18 protein-coding genes, 1 tRNA gene and 1 pseudogene are annotated in these 19,918 nt (G+C 66.3%); 11 read left to right on the top strand and 9 right to left on the bottom strand.

Annotated features, from left to right (window positions below):
- Window positions 1-52: 52 nt before the first annotated feature.
- Window positions 53-589, top strand: coding sequence for a hypothetical protein (locus AC5W7N_RS29870; RefSeq protein ID WP_194989625.1), 537 nt, complete (start codon window positions 53-55; stop codon window positions 587-589).
- Window positions 590-658: 69 nt separating this feature from the next.
- On the opposite strand, the gene AC5W7N_RS29865 is transcribed toward AC5W7N_RS29870, so the two are convergent.
- Window positions 659-1,324: a hypothetical protein gene (locus AC5W7N_RS29865; RefSeq protein ID WP_495922495.1), complete on the bottom strand. Its 666-nt coding sequence runs from the start codon at window positions 1,322-1,324 to the stop codon at window positions 659-661.
- 89 nt (window positions 1,325-1,413) lie between these two features.
- Window positions 1,414-2,397 carry a DUF2637 domain-containing protein gene (locus AC5W7N_RS29860; RefSeq protein ID WP_194989627.1) on the bottom strand — a complete coding sequence of 328 codons (984 nt, stop codon included), beginning with the start codon at window positions 2,395-2,397 and terminating at the stop codon, window positions 1,414-1,416.
- A 444-nt stretch (window positions 2,398-2,841) separates the two neighbouring features.
- Between AC5W7N_RS29860 and AC5W7N_RS29855 the strand changes: the two are divergent.
- A pseudogene (locus tag AC5W7N_RS29855) lies at window positions 2,842-3,951 on the top strand (recombinase family protein); the annotation flags it as partial.
- Window positions 3,952-4,693: 742 nt separating this feature from the next.
- Here the strand turns inward: AC5W7N_RS29855 and AC5W7N_RS29850 are convergent.
- Window positions 4,694-4,778 (bottom strand) — tRNA-Leu (locus AC5W7N_RS29850).
- 286 nt (window positions 4,779-5,064) lie between these two features.
- Here AC5W7N_RS29850 and AC5W7N_RS29845 point away from each other — a divergent pair.
- Window positions 5,065-5,721: an SDR family oxidoreductase gene (locus AC5W7N_RS29845; protein WP_495922493.1), complete on the top strand. Its 657-nt coding sequence runs from the start codon at window positions 5,065-5,067 to the stop codon at window positions 5,719-5,721.
- A gap of 60 nt (window positions 5,722-5,781) precedes the next feature.
- Here the strand turns inward: AC5W7N_RS29845 and AC5W7N_RS29840 are convergent, their stop codons facing one another.
- A complete protein-coding gene (locus tag AC5W7N_RS29840; protein ID WP_163813265.1) occupies window positions 5,782-6,135 on the bottom strand; it encodes a RidA family protein in 354 nt (117 codons plus the stop codon).
- A gap of 165 nt (window positions 6,136-6,300) precedes the next feature.
- Here AC5W7N_RS29840 and AC5W7N_RS29835 point away from each other — a divergent pair, with 165 nt between their 5' ends.
- On the top strand, window positions 6,301-7,275 hold the full coding sequence (locus AC5W7N_RS29835; RefSeq protein WP_495922492.1) for a helix-turn-helix transcriptional regulator: 975 nt from the start codon (window positions 6,301-6,303) through the stop codon (window positions 7,273-7,275).
- A gap of 7 nt (window positions 7,276-7,282) precedes the next feature.
- Here the strand turns inward: AC5W7N_RS29835 and AC5W7N_RS29830 are convergent, their stop codons facing one another.
- On the bottom strand, window positions 7,283-7,726 hold the full coding sequence (locus AC5W7N_RS29830; RefSeq protein ID WP_495922491.1) for an SgcJ/EcaC family oxidoreductase: 444 nt from the start codon (window positions 7,724-7,726) through the stop codon (window positions 7,283-7,285).
- A gap of 100 nt (window positions 7,727-7,826) precedes the next feature.
- Here AC5W7N_RS29830 and AC5W7N_RS29825 point away from each other — a divergent pair, with 100 nt between their 5' ends.
- Window positions 7,827-8,324 carry a MarR family transcriptional regulator gene (locus AC5W7N_RS29825; protein ID WP_163812994.1) on the top strand — a complete coding sequence of 166 codons (498 nt, stop codon included), beginning with the start codon at window positions 7,827-7,829 and terminating at the stop codon, window positions 8,322-8,324.
- 82 nt (window positions 8,325-8,406) lie between these two features.
- The gene (locus AC5W7N_RS29820) at window positions 8,407-10,008 is read left to right on the top strand and encodes a serine hydrolase (protein WP_495922490.1); all 1,602 of its coding nucleotides are present in this window, start codon (window positions 8,407-8,409) and stop codon (window positions 10,006-10,008) included.
- Window positions 10,009-10,424: 416 nt separating this feature from the next.
- Here the strand turns inward: AC5W7N_RS29820 and AC5W7N_RS29815 are convergent, their stop codons facing one another.
- The gene (locus AC5W7N_RS29815) at window positions 10,425-11,249 is read right to left on the bottom strand and encodes a hypothetical protein (RefSeq protein ID WP_495922489.1); all 825 of its coding nucleotides are present in this window, start codon (window positions 11,247-11,249) and stop codon (window positions 10,425-10,427) included.
- Between the two features lie 621 nt (window positions 11,250-11,870).
- Between AC5W7N_RS29815 and AC5W7N_RS29810 the strand changes: the two genes are divergently transcribed.
- Window positions 11,871-12,989: an alkane 1-monooxygenase gene (locus AC5W7N_RS29810; RefSeq protein WP_228805994.1), complete on the top strand. Its 1,119-nt coding sequence runs from the start codon at window positions 11,871-11,873 to the stop codon at window positions 12,987-12,989.
- 19 nt (window positions 12,990-13,008) lie between these two features.
- Here the strand turns inward: AC5W7N_RS29810 and AC5W7N_RS29805 are convergent, their stop codons facing one another.
- Window positions 13,009-13,218, bottom strand: a complete 210-nt coding sequence (locus AC5W7N_RS29805) for an Rv3202a family protein (protein ID WP_495922487.1) — start codon at window positions 13,216-13,218, stop codon at window positions 13,009-13,011.
- Window positions 13,219-13,498: 280 nt separating this feature from the next.
- On the opposite strand from AC5W7N_RS29805, the gene AC5W7N_RS29800 reads away from it, so the two are divergent.
- The gene (locus tag AC5W7N_RS29800) at window positions 13,499-13,699 is read left to right on the top strand and encodes a hypothetical protein (RefSeq protein WP_195007135.1); all 201 of its coding nucleotides are present in this window, start codon (window positions 13,499-13,501) and stop codon (window positions 13,697-13,699) included.
- Here the strand turns inward: AC5W7N_RS29800 and AC5W7N_RS29795 are convergent.
- Window positions 13,681-14,115, bottom strand: a complete 435-nt coding sequence (locus tag AC5W7N_RS29795; protein ID WP_280211720.1) for an Hsp20/alpha crystallin family protein — start codon at window positions 14,113-14,115, stop codon at window positions 13,681-13,683. The two genes, AC5W7N_RS29800 and AC5W7N_RS29795, sit on opposite strands and share 19 nt — an antisense overlap.
- A 134-nt stretch (window positions 14,116-14,249) precedes the next feature.
- Between AC5W7N_RS29795 and AC5W7N_RS29790 the strand changes: the two genes are divergently transcribed.
- The gene (locus AC5W7N_RS29790) at window positions 14,250-14,567 is read left to right on the top strand and encodes a MerR family transcriptional regulator (protein ID WP_163812980.1); all 318 of its coding nucleotides are present in this window, start codon (window positions 14,250-14,252) and stop codon (window positions 14,565-14,567) included.
- Between the two features lie 8 nt (window positions 14,568-14,575).
- Here the strand turns inward: AC5W7N_RS29790 and AC5W7N_RS29785 are convergent, their stop codons facing one another.
- A complete protein-coding gene (locus tag AC5W7N_RS29785) occupies window positions 14,576-15,148 on the bottom strand; it encodes a type 1 glutamine amidotransferase domain-containing protein (RefSeq protein WP_495922485.1) in 573 nt (190 codons plus the stop codon).
- A 223-nt stretch (window positions 15,149-15,371) separates the two neighbouring features.
- Here AC5W7N_RS29785 and AC5W7N_RS29780 point away from each other — a divergent pair, with 223 nt between their 5' ends.
- Window positions 15,372-16,229 (top strand): RNA polymerase sigma factor SigF, encoded by an 858-nt coding sequence (locus AC5W7N_RS29780; protein WP_228805988.1) that lies wholly within the window; start codon window positions 15,372-15,374, stop codon window positions 16,227-16,229.
- A gap of 173 nt (window positions 16,230-16,402) precedes the next feature.
- The gene (gene car, locus AC5W7N_RS29775) at window positions 16,403-19,897 is read left to right on the top strand and encodes a carboxylic acid reductase (protein ID WP_495922483.1); all 3,495 of its coding nucleotides are present in this window, start codon (window positions 16,403-16,405) and stop codon (window positions 19,895-19,897) included.
- The last annotated feature ends 21 nt before the right edge of the window (window positions 19,898-19,918 follow it).

Genomic DNA, 19,918 nt, shown 5'->3' with positions numbered 1-19,918 from the left:
ACTATTGGTGGCGGGAGAACAGGCAGGCCGGTCACGGCGGAAGGCCATGCCCATGTCGTCGAAGCCGACACGCTCGTCGCGCACATCGCGTCCCCCCGAACTCATCCAACGACTCGAACGTTCACGTGAACGCGAGCGCCGCCGCAAAGACGAAGTACGGGAACGCGAACGCGTGATACACGCCGCGATCACGACCTATATCGCCGAATGGCACGCGATCACCGAATGCGAAGCCCAACTCGTCAGCGAAGTGGCCGCACTCCAGCAGCGGATACGAGCGGTCGAGGAACGCGCCGGCCGGGAGAAAGCCGCACACCACGCCCGGCAAGCAGCCGCAGCTGCGCGCATGCATGAGAAGGGGCTGACCGAAGCCGAGATCAGTGAACTCCTCGAGACATCCCCGAAACACGTCCGCCAGCTATTGGCGGCTGCGCGTGCGGCTCACACCAGTGACGCCGCCGCGAGCCAGGCAACCGGTCAACGGCCCATCGACCTGACCGAAGCATCGAATCAGCAGCCCGGCAGCACCGGTCCAGACATTGGAACACCTGGTAGTAGAGGTGATTCGGGAGTGGGTGGAGTCGTCTGAAGACTCCGATCGGACGAGTCTGCCCAGAAGGCGCCGTACGCCCTCCCCGAGCTGTGGCGACGGGCTGGTTCAGGTTCTGAGGTAGCCTCCGGCCCTCCAGCCCAGCGATCGGAACTTCTCCGGGAAGAATGCCTGCCGTGCAGGTATGCCAGGCGCTGGGGAGAAGGGCCAGAAGACCAGTCCGCATCGGTGGCAGTAGACCGCGCTCCGCCAGACGGCGTGCGCCTTCGCCCGGCCGCGGACTATCCGTCTGTTGGAGCGGGCGCGGGCGACGGGGATGCCGAGCGTGACCACGCCGGGTGCAGCTGCCGGGCCGATGAAGAACAGAAGCCCGACCACCCAGGTCGCCAAGGACATGCCCGGGTCTCCCATCGCCGTAGCGCCCACCAACGGCACGGTCATACAGAATGCGGGAATCAGTACGAGCAGACCGACGATCGTGAGTCGGGTGGTCGACTCCAGCGCGGGCTCGGGTGCCAGGCTGGCGGCCAGCATCGTCACGTGAGTGCGGTCGATCGAGGCCGTGCCGATAACGGGTACCAGCCCTGTGGAGGCCACGCCGATACCGGAGTGGGTGCCGGTGCCGAAACTGGAGGAGATGCCGTTGGTGTATACGGCTGGAACGCTTTGCACCAGGTCAATTTGGTGACAGTGCGGACAGCTCAAGTCGACGTCGATCGGAACTCCCTGGGCGACAGGCACACCTGCCGTGTGCGCGGATGGTGATGCTGTCACGAAGACTCCTTCGATAATCCGACACGGTGGGCGGTATGTCGAGCCGATTGATGCCACAGCCTCTTTGATTCGGCAGGCGCTGGCGCCGGTCACAACTCCCTGGCGGTCTGCGAGCTGTCCGGTGAGTCGTGCATTGCTTGTGTGGCGGCCGCGTCGGAGAGGATGCGGCTGATAGTCGAGCGGCTCTTGTTCAGTTCGTTGGCGATCTGGGTGGGACTCCAGCCATCGTTGTGGTGGCGTTTCAATGCGTGCGCGACCACACGCGGATCGCGGCGCCTGGCAGGATCGCGTGCGCACAACAGCTCTGCCAGCGCCGCGAAGTCCGCCAAGACCGGCGCAGATGAATCGAGCGGCGTGCGCACGCGTTCGAGCATCGGCTCATCCGCGGGAGCGGCCGGGACATTGGGCACGCTCGCGTGCGCACTGTTGGAGGAATGCGCGAGTGCGAGCAGCGCGACGGTGGACTGTGCCATCGAGCCTTCGATGATCAGCGGCCACAGCCACGCCTCCTTGCCAGGTACGCCGGCCGTTACCGCCAACGACCTCAACGCGGTGAACGACAACCAGAAGGCGCCCGCCGCGATCAGCGCAGTCATCGCTGTTGCGACGATGTGCGTTGCGCGGGCTCCGGTGTCGGCGCGGACCAGGACCGACACCCCGTGCACAGCGGCGAGCAACGCCAACGGTGGTATGACGGCGACGGCAGCGGCGACAACGGGAACAGCGGTGCCATGCAGGATTGCTTGCGTGGCGTTGCCGATGATGCTGACAGTCGCGGCGGTAATGAGCACGGCCCAGAAGAACGGGTGCGCACGCGGCACATCCGTCGCGACCACTACTTCCGTCGCGTCCGCACGGTTCGGTGAATCGGACGCAGAGCTGTGCATGGGAGTCCTCCCGTGATTGTGGTCAGGGTGTGAGCGATATGCGGCGGAGGCGAGCCAATGAGGGTTGCCTGTCTGTACCGACAGCGCGGCGCCATCCTTCGGGATGGGAGACTTGACGTGGTCGTGGCGCCACCCTTGCAGCGGCGGCTGGCAAGAGAAATAACTATGGCTCGGAGCGCTTCTCACGGGTCGTCGCAACTGCCCTTTGGCCGCGTTTGTGCACAAGGACTTCGGCGGTTGCGAAATCGTCGTGGTTCGGCTCTCATAGATAGAGGGAGAATCGGCGGGCTGGAGGATTCATGCCGTTCGATCTCCAAGGCCAGATATCGATAAGTGTTTCCTGTGCCGGGGCTGCTCCCGTTATCGGGCACCCAGGATTCATGGGTGCATCAGCCGCGACTGTCCACTTCAGCGCACCGATTCGTGGGCCCTCACAGGGAAATGACCACGCTCGGTCGGGCGTGCGCGGCAGCCTGTATAGGCCAAGGTTTCGGTCATCAATCAGCTGGTTCAAGTCCGCCGCTGTAGGTGAGGACGTGCGCCGTGCGACCTGACAGCATCAACGCAGACGATAGCTCTGGCCGAAATGACGCGGAGGACATCACCGTTAACGTCCCGAGCGATCCGCCGATGCTCAACGCCTCGGCCGCTAGAGTGTTGCTGGAGATCATTCTCCAACATGTCCGTGCTGCTGATGGCGAGATCGCCGGTCGCTCCGGACCGAGCCCGCCTCAGCAGCACGACCGACACCACGAGGCTCCTTTTACAACGATGGGGCAGTCCCACCACCTCACCGCCGAACATGGATGTCTTTCGCAACCAGCAGGTGGAATTGCACTAATGCTCAGATTCGCTTTCGCCGGGCGGGTCTCCACCGAAGATCAACAGGATCCGGATGCATCTCGCAACTGGCAGATCGGACGGGCGAAGGCCCTCATCGGTCAGCACGGGCACATCGTCGCGGAGTTCTTCGACATCGGGCAGTCGCGATCCATTCCGTGGAAGCGGCGGCCCGCGGCCGGGCGACTACTCGAGCTGCTCAAAGAACCTGATCGAGGGTTCGACGCGGTCGTGATCGGCGAACCGCAGCGCGCGTTCTACGGCAACCAATTCGGGCTGACGTTCCCGGTCTTCGTCCACTACGGCGTGCAGCTGTGGGTGCCGGAGGTCGGTGGTCCGATCGACCCTGACTCCGAAGCGCACGACCTGATCATGTCGGTTTTCGGTGGCATGTCCAAAGGCGAGCGCAACCGCATCAAGATTCGTGTTCGTGCTGCTATGGCCGCGCAAGTGCAAGTCGAGGGCCGCTATCTTGGGGGCCGACCGCCCTACGGGTACCGGCTCGCCGACGCCGGCCCTCATCCCAATCCGGGCAAAGCCGCCGATGGTAAGCGGCTACACCGGCTCGAACCCGACCCGGTCACGGCGCCCGTAGTGCAGCGCATTTATCACGAGTACCTGTCGGGTATAGGAGTATTCGCGATTGCGCAACGCCTCACCACTGAGGGTATTTCGTGCCCGTCGGCTTACGACAGCAAGCGCAACAACCACCGCTCGGCACTCGCGTGGTCGAAGAGTGCGGTCCGCTCGATCCTGACCAATCCGCGGTACACCGGCTACGAAGTGTGGAACAAGCAGCGCAAGCAAGAGTCCCTCATCGACGTAGACGACGTCGCTCTCGGCCATCACACCCGGCTGTCCTGGAATCCGAAAACCGAGTGGGTCTACTCCGACCGACCTGCTCACGAGGCGTTGGTCAGCAGAACTGATTTCGAACACGTCCGGTTACGACTGGCCTCCCGGGGCCCGAAATCGACCGGCCGGGTTGTGACTCGGCGACAGCATCCCTACATGTTCAAAGGGTTACTGTTTCATGAGTCCTGCGGCAGGAGGATGCAGGGTACGTGGAACCACGAGCGAGCCCACTACCGATGCCGATACCCCTCCGAATACGCTATCGCCAACCAGCTCGACCACCCGCCGTCGGTCTACCTGCGCGAAGACCAACTCACTGGTCCTCTGCACACATGGCTGGCAGATATCTTTCACCCCGATCGGCTCGCGCACTCCCTCTCTATGCTCGAAGCCACCCAACGAGATGATGCACCAGCACTGGATGCGGCACGTCGATCACTGGCCACCATCGATCAGAAACTCGCCAGACACCGTGCAGCCTTGGAAGCGGGGGCAGACCCTGGACTTGTCGCCGGGTGGATTGACGATGTCCAGCGAGAGCGGCAACTCGTCACCGCACAGATGGCGGCACTAGAAAGCCGGCACGTTTCAAACCAGCGCATGACACAGGCGGAGATCGCCAGCCTCATCGATTCGCTCGGCGGTCTGGTGAAAGTGATACGCAAGGCCGACCCAGCCCAGAAACTTGAGATCTACCGACAGCTTGGCCTGAAGCTCACCTATAACCACGCCACACGAACGGTGGTAGCCGAAACCAGCCCACAACCGCCCGTGGGCGTAGTGGTTGTGTCCGGAGGGGGACTTGAACCCCCACGCCCGATAAAGGGCACTAGCACCTCAAGCTAGCGCGTCTGCCATTCCGCCACCCGGACCGGTGTGCCCAGCAAGATTATCGGATGCTCAGGGTAAGCGCCAAATCGCGCCCTGACCTGGTGGTTTACTGAGGAGAGGGGCTTGGGGTGCGTACCGGGCGTCTGTCGGCGCCGGGGTGGCTGCGAGTGGGATTGCTCCGGCTGCGGAGTCATCGATGCCGGCGATCCGGGCGGTAGGTGGTGGGCCCTGCCGTCAGCTTGCCTTGGGGGAGCGCTCACGCGTGTGAAAGTAACCGGCGCGGGGAGCGTCCTCGCACGAGTGGCTCCGGCGACTTAGCCTGGCGGGATGACCACTCCCGTCCATCTGACGATCGGCGCAGGGCCCGGTCTCGGTGTCGCGGTCGCGCGCCGATTCGCCCGTGCGGGCTACCATGCGGCGCTCACCGCCCGCACCACCGAGGATGCCGCCGGGCTGGCGGACATGCTCACCGCCGACGGCCTTTCTGCCGAGGGTGCCGCCATCGACTTGCTCGATGCGGGCGACATCAGCCGGGTGGTGGCCGAGATCGGGTCCCGCCACGGCCGCATCGATCTGCTGCATTTCAATCCCAGCGCGTGGCGGGAGAAGGATCCGCTGCACCTGACCGTGGCCGAACTGCTCGAGGACGTCACTTTCGGTGTCGCGGCACTGCTGCCCGCGGTACAGGCGGCATACCGCTTCATGTCGCGCGGGGCGCGCATCCTGGTGACGGGCAGCGCGGCCGCCGACAAGCCGTGGCACGGCGCGGCTTCGCTCGGTGTGCAGAAGGCCGGCGTACGCAATCTCGTCACCAGTCTCGACGCCGCCCTGGCTGGTGAAGGGATCAGGGCCGTCGCCGTCCAGATCAACGGCCTGCTGGCCGAGACGGGTCCGTTCTCCCCGCCGCCCATCGCGGAAGCCATGTGGGCAGCGGTGCAGCGGCCCGATGACGACTGGACGCCCCACGTGTCGTACGACGGGTGATCGTCATCTTCCGGCTACCCGCCGCCTCCGGCATCGCAACCAGAGGCGGCGGGGCGAGCATCAGTCGACGGCGGTCGCCTCGAGTTCGACCAGCTGGCCGGGGATCGCGAGGCGGGTGACGCCGAGCATCGTGGTGGCCGGGGCTACCTGGGCGGCGCCCAATCGCGCGGCCAGCACGCCGTAATGCTGGAAGAGCAGGTCGACGTCGGTCGTATAAACGTTGAGCCGGACCAGGTTCGCCAGCGACATTCCTGCCTTGCCGAGCACGGCTTCGACATTGTCGAGACTCAGGGCCAACTGCGCCGCCATGTCGCCGTCGTGCTGGGGAGTGCCGTCCTCGCCCATCGCGGTCTGGCCGGAGCAGTACAGCGTCCGGGTGTGCCCGGAAACGAGTTCGCCCTGGTTGAACCCCATCTCCAGCGACCACGTCACCGGGTTCACTGCCGTTCGTTGCGCTACCACTTCAGCTCCATTCGCATTGTCGAGGTACCTACCGCCGCCTGTTCTAGGCGCCGTGTTGACGAGCCTTCCAACGATTCACGACATCCTGTGTCAGGTATTTCTGGGAAGATTTCCGGTGTGCGCGCTGATCGGCTGGTATCGCTGGTGCTGCTGCTGCGCCGGCGTGGCCGGCTGACGGCGGCGGAGCTGGCCGATGAGCTCGAGGTGTCGACGCGCACGGTCCTGCGCGACATCGAAGCGCTGTCGACGGCGGGCGTCCCGGTGTACGCCGAACGCGGCAGACACGGCGGTTTCGCGCTGTTACCGGGATTCCGGACCGAGCTCACCGGACTCAACCATGACGAGGCACTCGCCCTGCTGGTGGCCGGATCCCGGCGTGGCGCACAGGTATTCGGTCTCGGCTCGGCGTTGGCTTCGGCAATGCTCAAGGTGGTCGATGCGCTGCCGGACAGCTACCGGGCCACCGCCGACGAGGTGGCCGGGCGGCTGCTCGTCGATCCCGAGACCGATCTGCTCTCACGTCGGCTGGTCGAGGACGAGGTGCCCGAGGCCGTGGCCGCCGAGGTTCGCCGTGCTGTGTTCACCGGACACAAACTGCGCATCCACTACGCCGCCGTGGACCAGGCCCCGACGTGGCGAACGGTGGACCCGATCGGCCTGGTCACTGTGCGCGATCACGTCTATCTGCTGGCCACCCGAGCGGGTGCGGATCGCACCTATCGGCTGTCGCGAGTGCTGGCCGCCGAGCAACTGCCCGAACCCGCGCAGCGGGCGGGCCGGGTCGATCTGGATCGCGTCTGGCAGGAGCGCAGCACACGTTTTCGTGCCGGTGGCGACCAGGTCACCGTGCTGGCGCTGGTGGATCCGGCACGGCGCGAGGACCTGGTCGGCACCGCCCTGGCCGTGCATGCCGAGGACTCCGACACGAACGGTCGACTGCGCCTCGAGGTGAGTTTCCAAGATGCCCGGCACGCGGAATGGGCCCTGTGGCAGCTCGCCGCGGACGCGGAAGCTCTTGCGCCGCAATGGCTGCGCACCCGTCTTCACGATCGCGCAGCCGCGCTGGTCGCCTGTTATGGACAATCGTCCTGAGAAATGATCACTGCTGTGCCCGGGGGACGGTGTCGGGGGAGACGAGGAACGAGATCTTCTCCATGACCGGTTTGCGCTGGGTGTTCTGGAAGGCGGCCACGCGCCACTGTCCGTCGGTGTCACGGACCATCGTGTAGGTCTGGACCTTGCTCAGCTTGCGCGGCCGCCCGCCTTTGTAGGTATCGCCCCGGCTGGTGACCACGGCTGTATCGGTTCCGCAGAATTGGATGTCGAGAACCTCGTCGGCGAGTTTCGTGCCCGCGAGAAACTTCGCGAACAGCGCGCGATGGCTGCTCACGATATCGCGCCGGCCGCGGTAGACGGTGCCGACGAAGCTGATATAGCTCGCGTCCTCGGTGAACAGTGCGCCGTAGGCCTCGGCGTCGTGGTCGGCCCAGGCGGCGACCAGACCGTCGATGACCGCTCTCACCGCGGCGATGTCCTGCTGCATGGTGAATCACTCCCTCGCTGGTTAGAATGGCGCAGATACTGCATGCAAGAAGTATCTGCTCAGATGCAGATAAATCGAATGTACGAGGCGAGGCGACCCGATGGCAAGTACGGCGGATGGTGACCGCGAACATGTGATCTTCCGGCAGTACCTGGACGCGGTGGGCCTGCAAGGCCTCGCCAGCGCGGAGGCCGCAGGTCTGCACACCTCGGAGTGGTACGCGCTGAGCCTGATCGCATTCCACGGCGCCCTGTCCTCGGGAGAGCTCGCCACCCGGGCCGGGCTCACCACAGGTGCCACCACCCGCCTGATCGACCGGCTGGAGAAGTCCGGTTTCGCCCGCCGAACGGCGGACCCGAATGACCGCAGGCGTGTGCTCGTCGAGCCGGTGCCCGAAGCCCTCGATCGCATCCAGCAGGTCGTCGGCCCTGCCCGCCGGCACCTGGCCGAAGTCCTCGACCACTACACCCCCGAGCAGCGCGCCCTGTTGTTCGACTATTTCGCTCGGGCCGCACCTGCTTTCCGAGCGGCCACCGAAGAGATCCGGGCACACAGCGCCGGTAGCCGCCGGGGTCGGTCGAGGACGTCACCGGCGTAGCGGCCCGCATCGATGATCTTCCGCCGGGTACCCGGGTGCATTACTGTCGGACGGGGGCGTGCCACACCCAGGAGGCGACGTAATGAAGCGTCGGCGGTCGAGGTTCGGGGCTCTCGCGGCTGTTGTCGCCGCGGGACTAGTGGTGAGCGGTTGCGGGGGTGAGGAACCGGCGGAGTCGGCGAGTACGACGCCGTCGGCGACCGATTCGGTCTTGCCCAACCAGGTCGCGGGTGTCGCGATCCCGGATGGCCGAGTCGGCGAGGCGGTCGATCGGGTCGGTGGGCTGGCCGAGGAGCTGATGGCATCCTCCGGAATCCCCGGGATGGCGGTGGCCATCGTGCACGACGGCAGGGTGGTCTACAGCGAGGGTTTCGGCGTCGGCAATGTCGACAGCAAGAGCGAGGTCGGGCCCGACACGGTGTTCCAGCTGGCGTCGGTGTCGAAATCGGTTGGTGCGACGGTGGTGGCGCACCAAGTGTCGGCGGGCAAGGTCGAGTGGGATTCGCCGCTCGAGGAGCTGATGCCGTCCTTCGCTCTCGGCGACCCCTACGTGACCGACCATGTCACCGTCGGCGACCTGTATGCCCATCGGTCCGGACTACCCGATCACGCCGGTGACCTGCTCGAGGATCTCGGCTATGACCGCGAACAGGTCGTCGAGCGATTGCGTCTGCTGCCGCTCGGACCCTTCCGCGATTCGTACGAGTACACCAACTTCGGGGTCACCGCCGCCGCCATGGCCGTGGCGCGCGCCGGTGGCACCGACTGGGAAACACTGTCGGCCCGCGAGTTGTACGAGCCGCTCGGCATGACCGCCACGAGTTCGCGCTACAGCGAATTCGCCGAACGCGCGGACCGGGCCGACGGTCACACCTTCGTCGACGGCGAATACCGGGTCACCAATCCGGGACGACAGCCGGACGCGCAATCGCCGGCCGGGGGAGTGAGCTCCTCGGTGACGGACATGGCGAAATGGATGACGATGGTGCTCGCGAACGGCTCGGTGAACGGGCGCGCCTTGATCGAACCGCAGGACTTGCTGCCCGCGATCTCACCGCAGTCGGTCGCGCACCCACCGCAATCGGCCGACGCACGCGCCGGCTTCTACGGCTTCGGTTTCAATGTTTCCGAATCCGCGGCCGGACGGGTGATGCTCAGCCATTCCGGCGGATTCGAACTCGGAGCGGCGACCGCGTTCACCCTGATTCCCTCGGCCGACGTCGGCATCGTGACGCTGACCAACGCGGCACCGATCGGCGTACCCGAGACGCTCAACGCCGAATTCGCCGACCTGGTGCAATTCGGTGAGATCCGGCAGGACTGGCGAGCCCTCTACCGGGAAGCGTTCGCGCCGATGAGCGCGCCCACCGGCGAACTGGCCGACGCCACCGCGCCCGCCGACCCGGCCCCGGCCCGCCCACTGACCGACTACGCGGGCGTCTACGACAACCCGTACTACGGCCCGGCGACCATCACCGAAACCGCGGGCGCGTTGACCCTGACGCTCGGCCCGAAGAATACGGCCTTCCCGCTGACTCACTGGGATGGCGACATTTTCGTCTTCACACCCTCCGGGGAGAACGCCGCCCCCGGCTCGGTCTCCAAGGCGACCTTCGACGGTGATGAGCTCACGCTCGAGTATTACCACCAGGAGGGACTCGGATCGTTCGACCGGGGGAGCTGAGGCGTGTAGTTGTCGTTCGGCGACGGCGACATGGGGGAGGGGCGGTGGACACGCAAACTATGTGGGCCAGGGAAGTGAGGTCCGGCGTAGCTCGGCTACCGGTTTGAGCGAGTGGGGGCTGAAGTTCGGTATGAGAAGGGTCCGATAATCTCGCTGTGTTAATCTTGCCGATACGTAGATATGCGCATCTACGAATGTGCCTCACCCAATAGCCAACGTCGCCCATACACGACCCTCCGTAAAAACAGCAAAGAGGCGTGAGGGCCTGGTGGGGTTCATCAGAATCGGTCGGCCCAAGTCCTCGAGGGGCCGAGCTACAGCCGGCGGGAAAGTATGCCGCGAGAGGAGGAGAGCGTCGAGTACGGACTACCGCCTAGCCGGCGGCCCGCCGCCGGACGGTCCGAGTCTTCGCCGCATCAGAGTTCGTGTCCGCTGCCGGTTCGCCCAGCTCTGCTCGTCTCCGGTTCGGCAGCCGGTTCGGGTGTGGTGAAGCGACCCGAAACGAATTCCTGGGCGGTGATCTTCGCGCGGACCACCGGCTCCCGGTAGCGGGTTTCACGGGCTGTGGCTTTGGCGAGTTTCGATGAGCCCGGGCGGTAGCGCCACCGCGCCCAGGGCGCGGTCGGCCTGCTGAGCCGGAGGGCGCCGACGACCAGCAGTGGTGGGAAGAACAGGCCGAGGAAGCCGGTCCAGTATTTGCCTTTGAGCAGGGTGATGGCGGCGAGGCCGTATTGGATGGTGAGACCGGCGATCGAGGCGATGAGGGTGGCGACTTCGCCGTCGTCGGTGTATTCGTCGAAGTCGTCGGCGAGGCCGAGGGGGTGGATGCCGAGCAGGAACAGCACCGAGATGGCGAAGGCGACCATGACGGCGTCGATGCTGCTGCGGCCTTCCTCGCTCCAGTAGACGTCGCGTACGTGCAGCACGAGGGCGAATTCGTCGAGTACCAGCGCGGATCCGATGCCGAAGAAGGTGGCGAGCACGCAGTTGAGGACCGGTGTTTCGTGCGCGGCGAGCGCGACCAGCAGTAGGCCGGAGACCAGCATGGTGACGAGTCCGAAGATCACGTGGTGGATGTGCAGGCCGCCCGGGGTGACGTTGCCGGGCCACCAGGAGACTTCGGCGCGGATCATCCGGGTGCTCATCCGGATGAACAGGAACGTCAGCAGGAAGGCAACCATCATGAACAGCAGCGGCAGGCGGCCGTTGTCGACGATGGTGTCGGTGAACCAGCGGGTCATGGGAGGGCTCCGGGAGCTCGCCCGGGTGTGCTGATTCGGCCGCGGTGCATCGGTGCGGTCCCTTCCCGAGGGTGCCCGGCCGGTCGGGCGCGATCGGTCTCGGCCCCTTGGTTTCGTCGTTCACTGCAAACTGTAGTTTGCTCGACGATCCGGTGGCTCGATTCGGCGGTATGGGTGTGGTTTCTGCACGAGCGGATAATTGCGGCGCCCACGGCTGAGCTCGCCGGGCGTGCCGATCGGATCGCGCATTTCAAAGCAGCGGTCGATGTGGGAACGGATCTTTTCGAAATATCGCGGTATCGACTGGATCTCGATGTGGCTCAGCGGGTTTGCGGGAAAAGTAGGGCGCCCGGCGATACGCCGTTCCGCAATTGGTCGGCTTCTGTCCTTTTTATTGGGCCCTGTCCGAATGGTCGCTTGGTTGATCCAAGGGGCATGATCATCTGTATTGATCTACTCGAGTCGCGGGTGCGAGAATCGGGATGCCAATGATTTGCGCCGGCTGTAACGGGCCGGGTGAGCATCCGGATTTATTCGTTGTGGGGGGCCACAAGGCAACACTCGGAGTTGGTCTCAGTGCAAGCGGGCGAATCGCGGGGTCCTCAGGATCGGAAGCGGTATCTGTGGGTATTGGGGCTGATTGCCCCGGGGTGTGCGCTGCTGCCCTCACAGTTGGTGCTGCGCACGGGATCCGAAGTGTTCTGGTGGATCGGTCCGATCATCGTCTTGATCGTGATTCCGGTCCTCGATCTGATCGTCGGCGAGGACGGCAGCAACCCCCGCGACGAGGACTACGAGGCGCTGTCGAACAACCACTATTACCGGTGGTGCACCTACATGTTCCTGCCGATCCAATTGCTCGGACTGGTGATCGCGTCCTCGATGTGGGCGGGCGATGCGCTGAGTTTCGTCGACAAGCTCGGCTTGGCGGTCACGCTGGGATTCGTCAGCGGGATCGGGATCAACGCGGCACACGAGCTGGGGCATCGAGCCGAGCATCTGGAGCGCTGGCTGGCCAAGATCGCCTTGGCCCAATCCGGTTACGGGCATTTCTTCGTCGAACACAACCGCGGTCATCACGTGCGGGTGGCGACGCCCGAGGATCCGGCGAGCGCGCGGCTGGGGGAGTCGCTGTACGAGTTCCTGCCGCGCACCGTCTCGGGTGGGTTCCGCTCGGCCATCGCGCTCGAACGTGAGCGGTTGCAGCGGCACGGCCAGGGCTGGTGGTCACCGCACAACCACATCGTGCAGGCGTGGGCGATGACGGTGGTGTTGTTCGGTTCGCTGATCGCGGCATTCGGGCTCGAGGTGTTGCCGTGGCTGCTGTTGCAGGCGGTGATCGGCGCGGCCCTGCTGGAGACGGTCAACTATGTCGAGCACTACGGTCTGCTGCGCAGGCGCCGCCCCAACGGCCGGTTCGAGCGCTGCTCGCCGCGTGACAGCTGGAACAGCGACCGGTTGGTGACCAATATCTTCCTGTTCCATTTGCAGCGCCACAGCGACCATCACGCGAACCCGGGGCGGCGGTATCAGACGCTGCGTAGTTCCGCCGAATCCCCGCAGCTGCCCGCGGGGTACGCCACCATGATCTTGCTGGCCGCTGTCCCTCCACTGTGGCGGCGGGTGATGGATCCGCGGGTGCTCGCGCATTACGGCGGTGATGTCACCAAGGCCAATATCGCTCCGCGTAAGCGCGAACGGATTCTGGCGGAGCACGGGGTCGCGGCCGGGAATCGCTGATGGCCCGGTGTCCCCGCGGTCAGTAGGCGAGGGGGTACTCGTCGTCGGGCAGCGGGGTGATCCAGGCTTGATCGATGCGGTCGGCGGTATCGGCGTTGTCGAAGGCTTCGCGGATGCGAGTGGTGAGTGGGGGTTCCGCGGTGTCGAGTCCGGCGTCGACGTCGGTGGCGTAGGCGAGGGTGTGCTGGTCGCTGCGGTCGGCGTCGCTGCCGGTGGGGAACGGGGTCATCGCGTTACCTCCCTGCGTCCGATCGGGTGACGGGCCAGGGGCGGCCCGGAGGGTTCCGGGTCGCCCCGCGAAGAGTGACTGTGTTCGAGATGGGTTGCTGTGAGTCCGTGTCGAACAGGGGCATCACCTCACTCGTGTCGATCTCGGCCGGTTGCGGGGACACCGCGCGGTGCGGCGGGCCGCGCTGAGTCGGCTGCACGCCGGGCGGGATGCGCCGGCGTAGCGTCGCGACGAGCGCGGGGTGCGTCGGTGCGCGCGGTGGTCGCTCGGGCCGGACCCGTTGGCCGGGGTGCTGTGGTGCGGGCCAACGGGCCAGCGCTTCGGCCACAATGGCGTCCATTTCGGCGAAGAGCTGCTCGATGTCGGGGTCGAGCAGGAGCAGTTCGGTGTCGAGCAGGTCCTCGCGCGAGTCCGTTCCGATCATTGCCCTGTCTCCTCGAAGGAGTGCCGGGCCGTGCCGGATCAGGCGTCGATGGCCTGACGCCGTTCGGCCCGCTCGACCGCGATCTTGCGGGGTTTGGCCTTCTCCGCGACCGGGATGGACAGGCGCAGTACGCCGTCGGTGTAGTCGGCGCGGATGTGGTCGGTGTCGAGGCCGTCGCCGAGGAACAGCTGTCGGCTGAAGACGCCGCGGGAGCGTTCTGCGGCGATCATCTCGCGGTCGCCTTGCAGTTCTGGACGCGTGGCGCGGACTGTCACGACATTGCGTTCGACATCGAGATCCAGCGATTCGGGGTCGATGCCGGGTAGGTCGAACTCGACCAGGAATTCGTCGCCCGCACGCCAGGCGTCCATCGGCATGACGGCCGGGCGGGCCACTGTGCCGAACACCTGCTGCGTCAGTCGGTCCAGATCACGGAACGGATCGGTGCGCATCAGCATGGTCGCCACCTCCAGATCACTCCATTCTCTGTATCGATGAGCAGATAACCTATGTCATCTGACATAGATTCGTTATAGCTCGGCGGTGAGATGAACGCAAGGGCTTAGGATAGAAAATCTGAAAGGAATGGCAGGAGTGAGGAGAACGGATGACGCAGGAGAGTTTCGAGCCTCGTCTCCCCGACTCGACGCAGGCGGTCTATGCGATCTCGGTGGCCGCCGACCTGGCCGGCATCGGCGTGCAGACTCTGCGCCTGTACGAGCGGCACGGTCTGATCACCCCGGCCCGTAGCGACGGCGGAACCCGCCGCTACAGCGGCGACGATCTGGCGCGGCTGCATCGGATCGCGGCGCTGGCCGCCGATGGGGTGAACCTCGCCGGCATCGGCCGCATTCTCGAACTCGAAGACGCCAATGCCGCCCTGCACGCCGATCTGGCGCGGCTGCGTCGCCGCGGCAACGGCTGAGCGGGCGGTCAGGCCGCTCGCTCGGCCAGGGTGAGGCCGATGCGTTCGATGAAGTCGCCGATGTCCTTGGGGGAGCGTGAGGTGATCAGCGGGTAACCGTGGGTGTCGTCGAAGACGACCGATCGGTCCACCCAGTCGGCGGCGCCCGCGTTGTGGATATCGGTTTTCAGGGAGGGGAACGAGGTGAGTGTCTTGTCGCCGACGATGCCGGCTTCCACGAGCAGCCACGGTCCGTGGCAGATCGCGGCGATCGGTGTGCCCGCGGCCGCGATCCGGCGAGTGATGTCGACGGCGGCGGCGTTGAGGCGCAGCGAATCGGCGTTGACGGTGCCGCCGGGGATCAGCAGCAGGTCGTAGTCGGCCGGGTTCACCGCGTCGAGGGTGACGGTGGGTTGGACGGTGGTGCCGGGATTCTTGTCGTGCACCAGGGTCTGGATGGTGTCGCCGGATTCGGCGGCGATGTCGACCGTGGCGCCCGCGTCGCGGAGATGCTGCACGGGAACCATGAGTTCGTCCTGTTCGACGCCGTAATTGGTGACGATCGCCAGAATGCGGCGCTGGGTGAGATCGGTGCCTGCCATGCGCGGTTCCTTCCTGTCGATGCCCGCTGCGCGTGTTCGGCGCTCTGGTCGCGGATCATGCGACTCGCTTCCCGCATACCCGGGTGTGCGGCGCCGACACGTCCGTGCAGTTCGTCGCGGCGGCGAACGCGGCGTGGGCGATCACTTTTCGATTACGGGAAATTGGGTACCCCTCAGTCAGGTCGAGCCGAACGTCAGCCGATTGGGGAACCGAGGAGGCCCAATGAACCAGTCGAAGCACGCTCAGACCACCACAACCGCTCCTGCGGCCCGATCAGTCGGTGCCGGTGCGGGGAAATACGGAGATTCTTCGGACAGTTACGAGAACATCGAGCCGTGGTTCGACAAACTCGAGTCTTTGGACCCTGACGATCCGCATCGCGCGCATGTTCGCGACGAAATCATCGAGCTGTGCCTTCCGCTGGCCGAGCACATCGCGCGTCGTTTCGGTGGACGCGGTGAGTCCTTCGACGATTTGCAGCAGGTGGCCAGGGTGGGCTTGATCCAGGCCGTGGATCGTTTCGATCTCAGCCGCGGCAGTACGTTTCTCGCTTATGCGGTGCCAACCATGATGGGTGAGGTGCGCCGCCACTTCCGCGACCGCACCTGGGCGGTGCGGGTGCCGCGCACGATGAAAGACATTCAGTTGCGGATAGGTCCGGCCACCGAAGCGCTGTCGCAGCGGCTGGGACGGGTGCCGACCGCCCGTGAGGTCGCCGCCGAGCTCGGGGTGGAGCTGGCTCAGCTGACGCAGGCGATGGTCGCCGCGAATGGGCATACGAGCAATTCGCTGGAGTCGATCGCTCGTGACGACGATGACGCGGGCAGTGCGGTGCAGCGCAGGCTCGGTAGTGAGGAACCCTGCTACGGCCTGCTCGAGGATGCGATGGCGGTGCGGCCGCTGATCGCCGCGCTGCCGCGGCGGGAACGTCAGGTGCTGGTGTGGCGGTTCTATGGGTCGATGACCCAGAACCAGATCGCCGAACGGCTCGGTGTGTCCCAGATGCAGGTGTCGCGGATCTTGTCGCGCACGCTGGCGAGTCTGCGGGAGCAGGCACTGGCCGAACCGGCTGCCGCTTAGCTCGTGTCCGGCTCGGTCGAATGACCGGTCCCCCTGCCGCGTTTGAGACATCAGCACCCTTGTGACTGGTATCACACCCGATTGCGGCTGCGTAAGCGCCCCCCGGCTGGCATCTTGCTTAGGCACGCTAACGTTCAGGACGTGCTCGGCCGGCCAGGGGAGGCACCAACACCATGTCGATCGAGACGCCGGCTGCTCGGCGCAGGCAGCGCATCGCTCAGCTGTACAGCGATGATCACCAGGCCCGCGCGGCGGCGCCGGATGAGACAGTGCTCGATGCCGTGCGGACGCCCGGCACCGGTGTCGCCCAGATCGTGGCCAGTGTGCTCACCGGCTACGCCGAACGTCCCGCGCTCGGGCAGCGCGCGTTCGACATCGTGCGCGATCCGGTCACCGGGCAGCCCGAACGCCGCTGGCTCGACCGTTTCGAGACCCTCAGCTATGCCGAAGTGGCCGATCGAGTCGAGGCGATAGCCGCCGCGTGGCAGGGCACGGCCGGAGTCGAGGCGGGCACGATGATCGCGGTTCTCGGCGTGACCGGCGTCGAGTTGACCATCGTCGATCTGACCTGCGTGCGGCTCGGGGCGGTGGTGGTGCCGCTGCAGGCAGGGGCGCCGAGTCCGGCGCTGGCCCAGATCGTCGCGGAGACCGAACCGCGGGTACTGGCATCCACGCCCGAACTGCTCGACCGTGCGGTCGACTGCGCGCTGGCCGGCCCGGGGCTGCGGCGGCTGGTGGTGATCGATCACGTCGCCGAGCTCGATGCGCACCGGTCCGCGCTGGCCACGGCTCGGGAGCGACTGGCCGGCACGTCGATCACGCTCGAAACCTTGGCCGAGGTGATCGAGGCGGGCCGCGATATGCCCAGGGTCGCACCGTATTTCGCGGACCGGGATACCGACCCGCTGGCAATGCTGATCTACACCTCTGGCAGCACCGGCACGCCCAAGGGCGCGATGTACACCGATCGACTGGCCGCGGGGATCTGGTTGCAAGGGCTGGCCCGTAAGGCGGGCTCGAACCCGCCGGCCATCAGTGTGAACTACATGCCGTTGAGTCATCTCGCCGGACGGCTGGCCCTGGCCGGGGTCCTGGTGCGCGGTGGCACCGCGTATTTCACCGCCGCGGCGGACATGTCGACGTTGTTCGACGACATCGCGCTGGTGCGGCCCACCGAGATGGTGCTGGTGCCGAGGGTCAGCGAGATGATCTACCAGCGGTATCAGAGCGAGGTGGCGGGTGGCCGGTCCGAGGAGCAGGTGCGGGCGCAGCTGCGGCGCGAAGTGCTCGGCGGCAGGCTGATTTCGGCCTCGACCGGTAGCGCGCCGCTGGCGCCGGAGCTGAAGACGTTCCTGGAGTCGCTGCTCGAGATCGAGGTGCACGACGCCTATGGGTCCACCGAGGCCGGTGGTGGTCTGGTGGTCGACAACCGGGTGCGCAGGCCGCTGGTGATCGACTACAAGCTCGTCGACGTCCCCGAACTCGGCTACCGCACCACCGATACCCCCCATCCGCGTGGTGAGCTGCTGCTCAAGACCACGACCATGATCCCCGGCTATTACCGGCGCCCCGATATCACCGCGCAGGTCTTCGACGCCGACGGTTTCTACCGCACCGGCGACATCGTCGCCGAGATCGGCCCGGATCGGCTGCGGTATCTGGATCGGCGCAACAATGTGCTGAAGCTGTCCCAAGGGGAGTTCGTCGCTGTCGCGCAGTTGGAGGCGGTGTTCGCGGGCAGCCCGCTGATCCGGCAGATCTTCGTCTACGGCAGTAGTGTGCGCGCCTATCTGCTCGCGGTGGTGGTGCCGACCGAGGCCGCGATCGACGCGGCAGCGAACACCGGTGAGCTCACGGCGTCGATCGCCGCCTCGGTGCGTGCGGTGGCAGCCGAGGCCGGGCTGGAACCGTATGAGATTCCGCGCGAGTTCATCGTGGAGACCGAGCCGTTCACGATCGAGAACGGGCTGCTGTCGGGAATCGGTAAGCTGCTGCGCCCGGCGCTGGAGCGCCGGTATGGTCCGCGGCTCGAGCAGATGTACCGCGATCGCGCCGAGGGGCGTTCGGCGCAGCTGCGGGACCTGCACATCAGCGCGGGCGAGGTCGCCGTGGTGGACACGGTGCTGGGAGCCGCGCGCGCCGTGCTGGACTGCACGCCCGAACAGTCGAGCCCGCAGGCGGGTTTCGCCGACCTCGGCGGTGATTCGCTCTCGGCGCTGTCGCTGGCGAAGCTGCTGACCGAGATCTTCGGCGTCGAGGTGCCGGTCAGCGTGGTGACGAGCCCGGCCACCAGGCTGGGCGATCTCGCCGAATACATCAGCACCGCAAGGGAATCCGGTGCACAGGTGGTGTCGTTCGCGAGCGTGCACGGCGCCGGGGCCGAACAGGTGGCGGCCGCGGACCTGACGCTGGAGAAATTCATCGGCGCCGACACCGTGGCGGCGGCGCCAGGGCTACCGCTGGCTGCGACGACGTCGACGGTGTTGATCACCGGCGCCAACGGCTACCTCGGGCGGTGGCTGTGCCTGCTGTGGTTGCAGCGGATGGCGGCCGTCGGCGGGCGGGTGCTGTGTGTGGTGCGTGGCAAGGACGCCGACAGCGCGCGCCGCAGGCTCGACGCGGCGTTCGACTCCGGTGATCCCGAGTTGCTGCGCCGCTACCGGGAATCGGCCGATGCCCACCTCGAGGTGATCGCCGGCGATATCAGCGCGCCCCGGTTCGGGCTCGACGAACCGGCCTGGCAGGAGTTGGCGCGGCGCGTGGACCGTGTCGTGCACTGCGCGGCACTGGTGAACCATGTGTTGCCGTATGAGCAGTTGTTCGGCCCCAATGTGGTCGGTACGGCCGAGGTGATCCGGTTGGCGCTCACCCATCGGCTCAAGCCGGTGACCTATCTGTCGACGGTGGCGGTGGCCGCCGACGTCGATCGCACGGTGTTCACCGAGGGCGGCGATATCCGGGCCGGTAGCCCGGTGCGGCGCAACGGCGCCGGGTACGCCGCGGGCTACGGCAACAGCAAATGGGCGGGGGAAGTGCTGCTGCGCGAGGCGCACGATCTGTGCGGCCTGCCGGTGGCGGTGTTCCGCTCGGATATGGTGCTGGCCCATCCGCGCTACCGTGGGCAGCTCAATGTGCCGGACATGTTCACCCGGCTGCTGATCGGGCTGGCCGCCACCGGACTCGCGCCCGCCTCGTTCTACCGCCGCGCCGGCGACGGTGCGCGGGCACGGGCCCACTACGACGGGCTACCAGCGGATTTCACCGCCGAAGCGATCACCGTGCTCGGCGCCGCCGTCGACGCGGGCCATCACAGCTTCCATGTGGTGAACCCGCACGATGACGGGATCTCGCTCGATACGGTGGTCGACTGGCTGATCGAGGCCGGTGTCGCGATCGAACGCGTCGACGACTACGCCGAGTGGGTGACCCGTTTCGAGGCGGCGCTGCGTGGGCTGCCCGAGCCGCAGCGCAGCGCCTCGGTGCTGCCGCTGCTGCACGCCTTCGCCCGGCCCGCGCCGGCGATCGCGGGCTCGGCCATTCCGGCCGCCGAGTTCCGGGCCGCGGTGCGCGCCGCGCAACTCGGCCCGGACGCCGACATCCCGCACCTGAGTGCGGATCTGATCACCAGATACCTGGGCGACCTTCGATGGCACGGGCTGATCCCGTGAGGCATCGGCGTCTCCGGGGCG

The organism is Nocardia sp. CDC519 (genome assembly GCF_059509835.1).
This window is presented reverse-complemented; position numbering and strand designations above follow the sequence as displayed.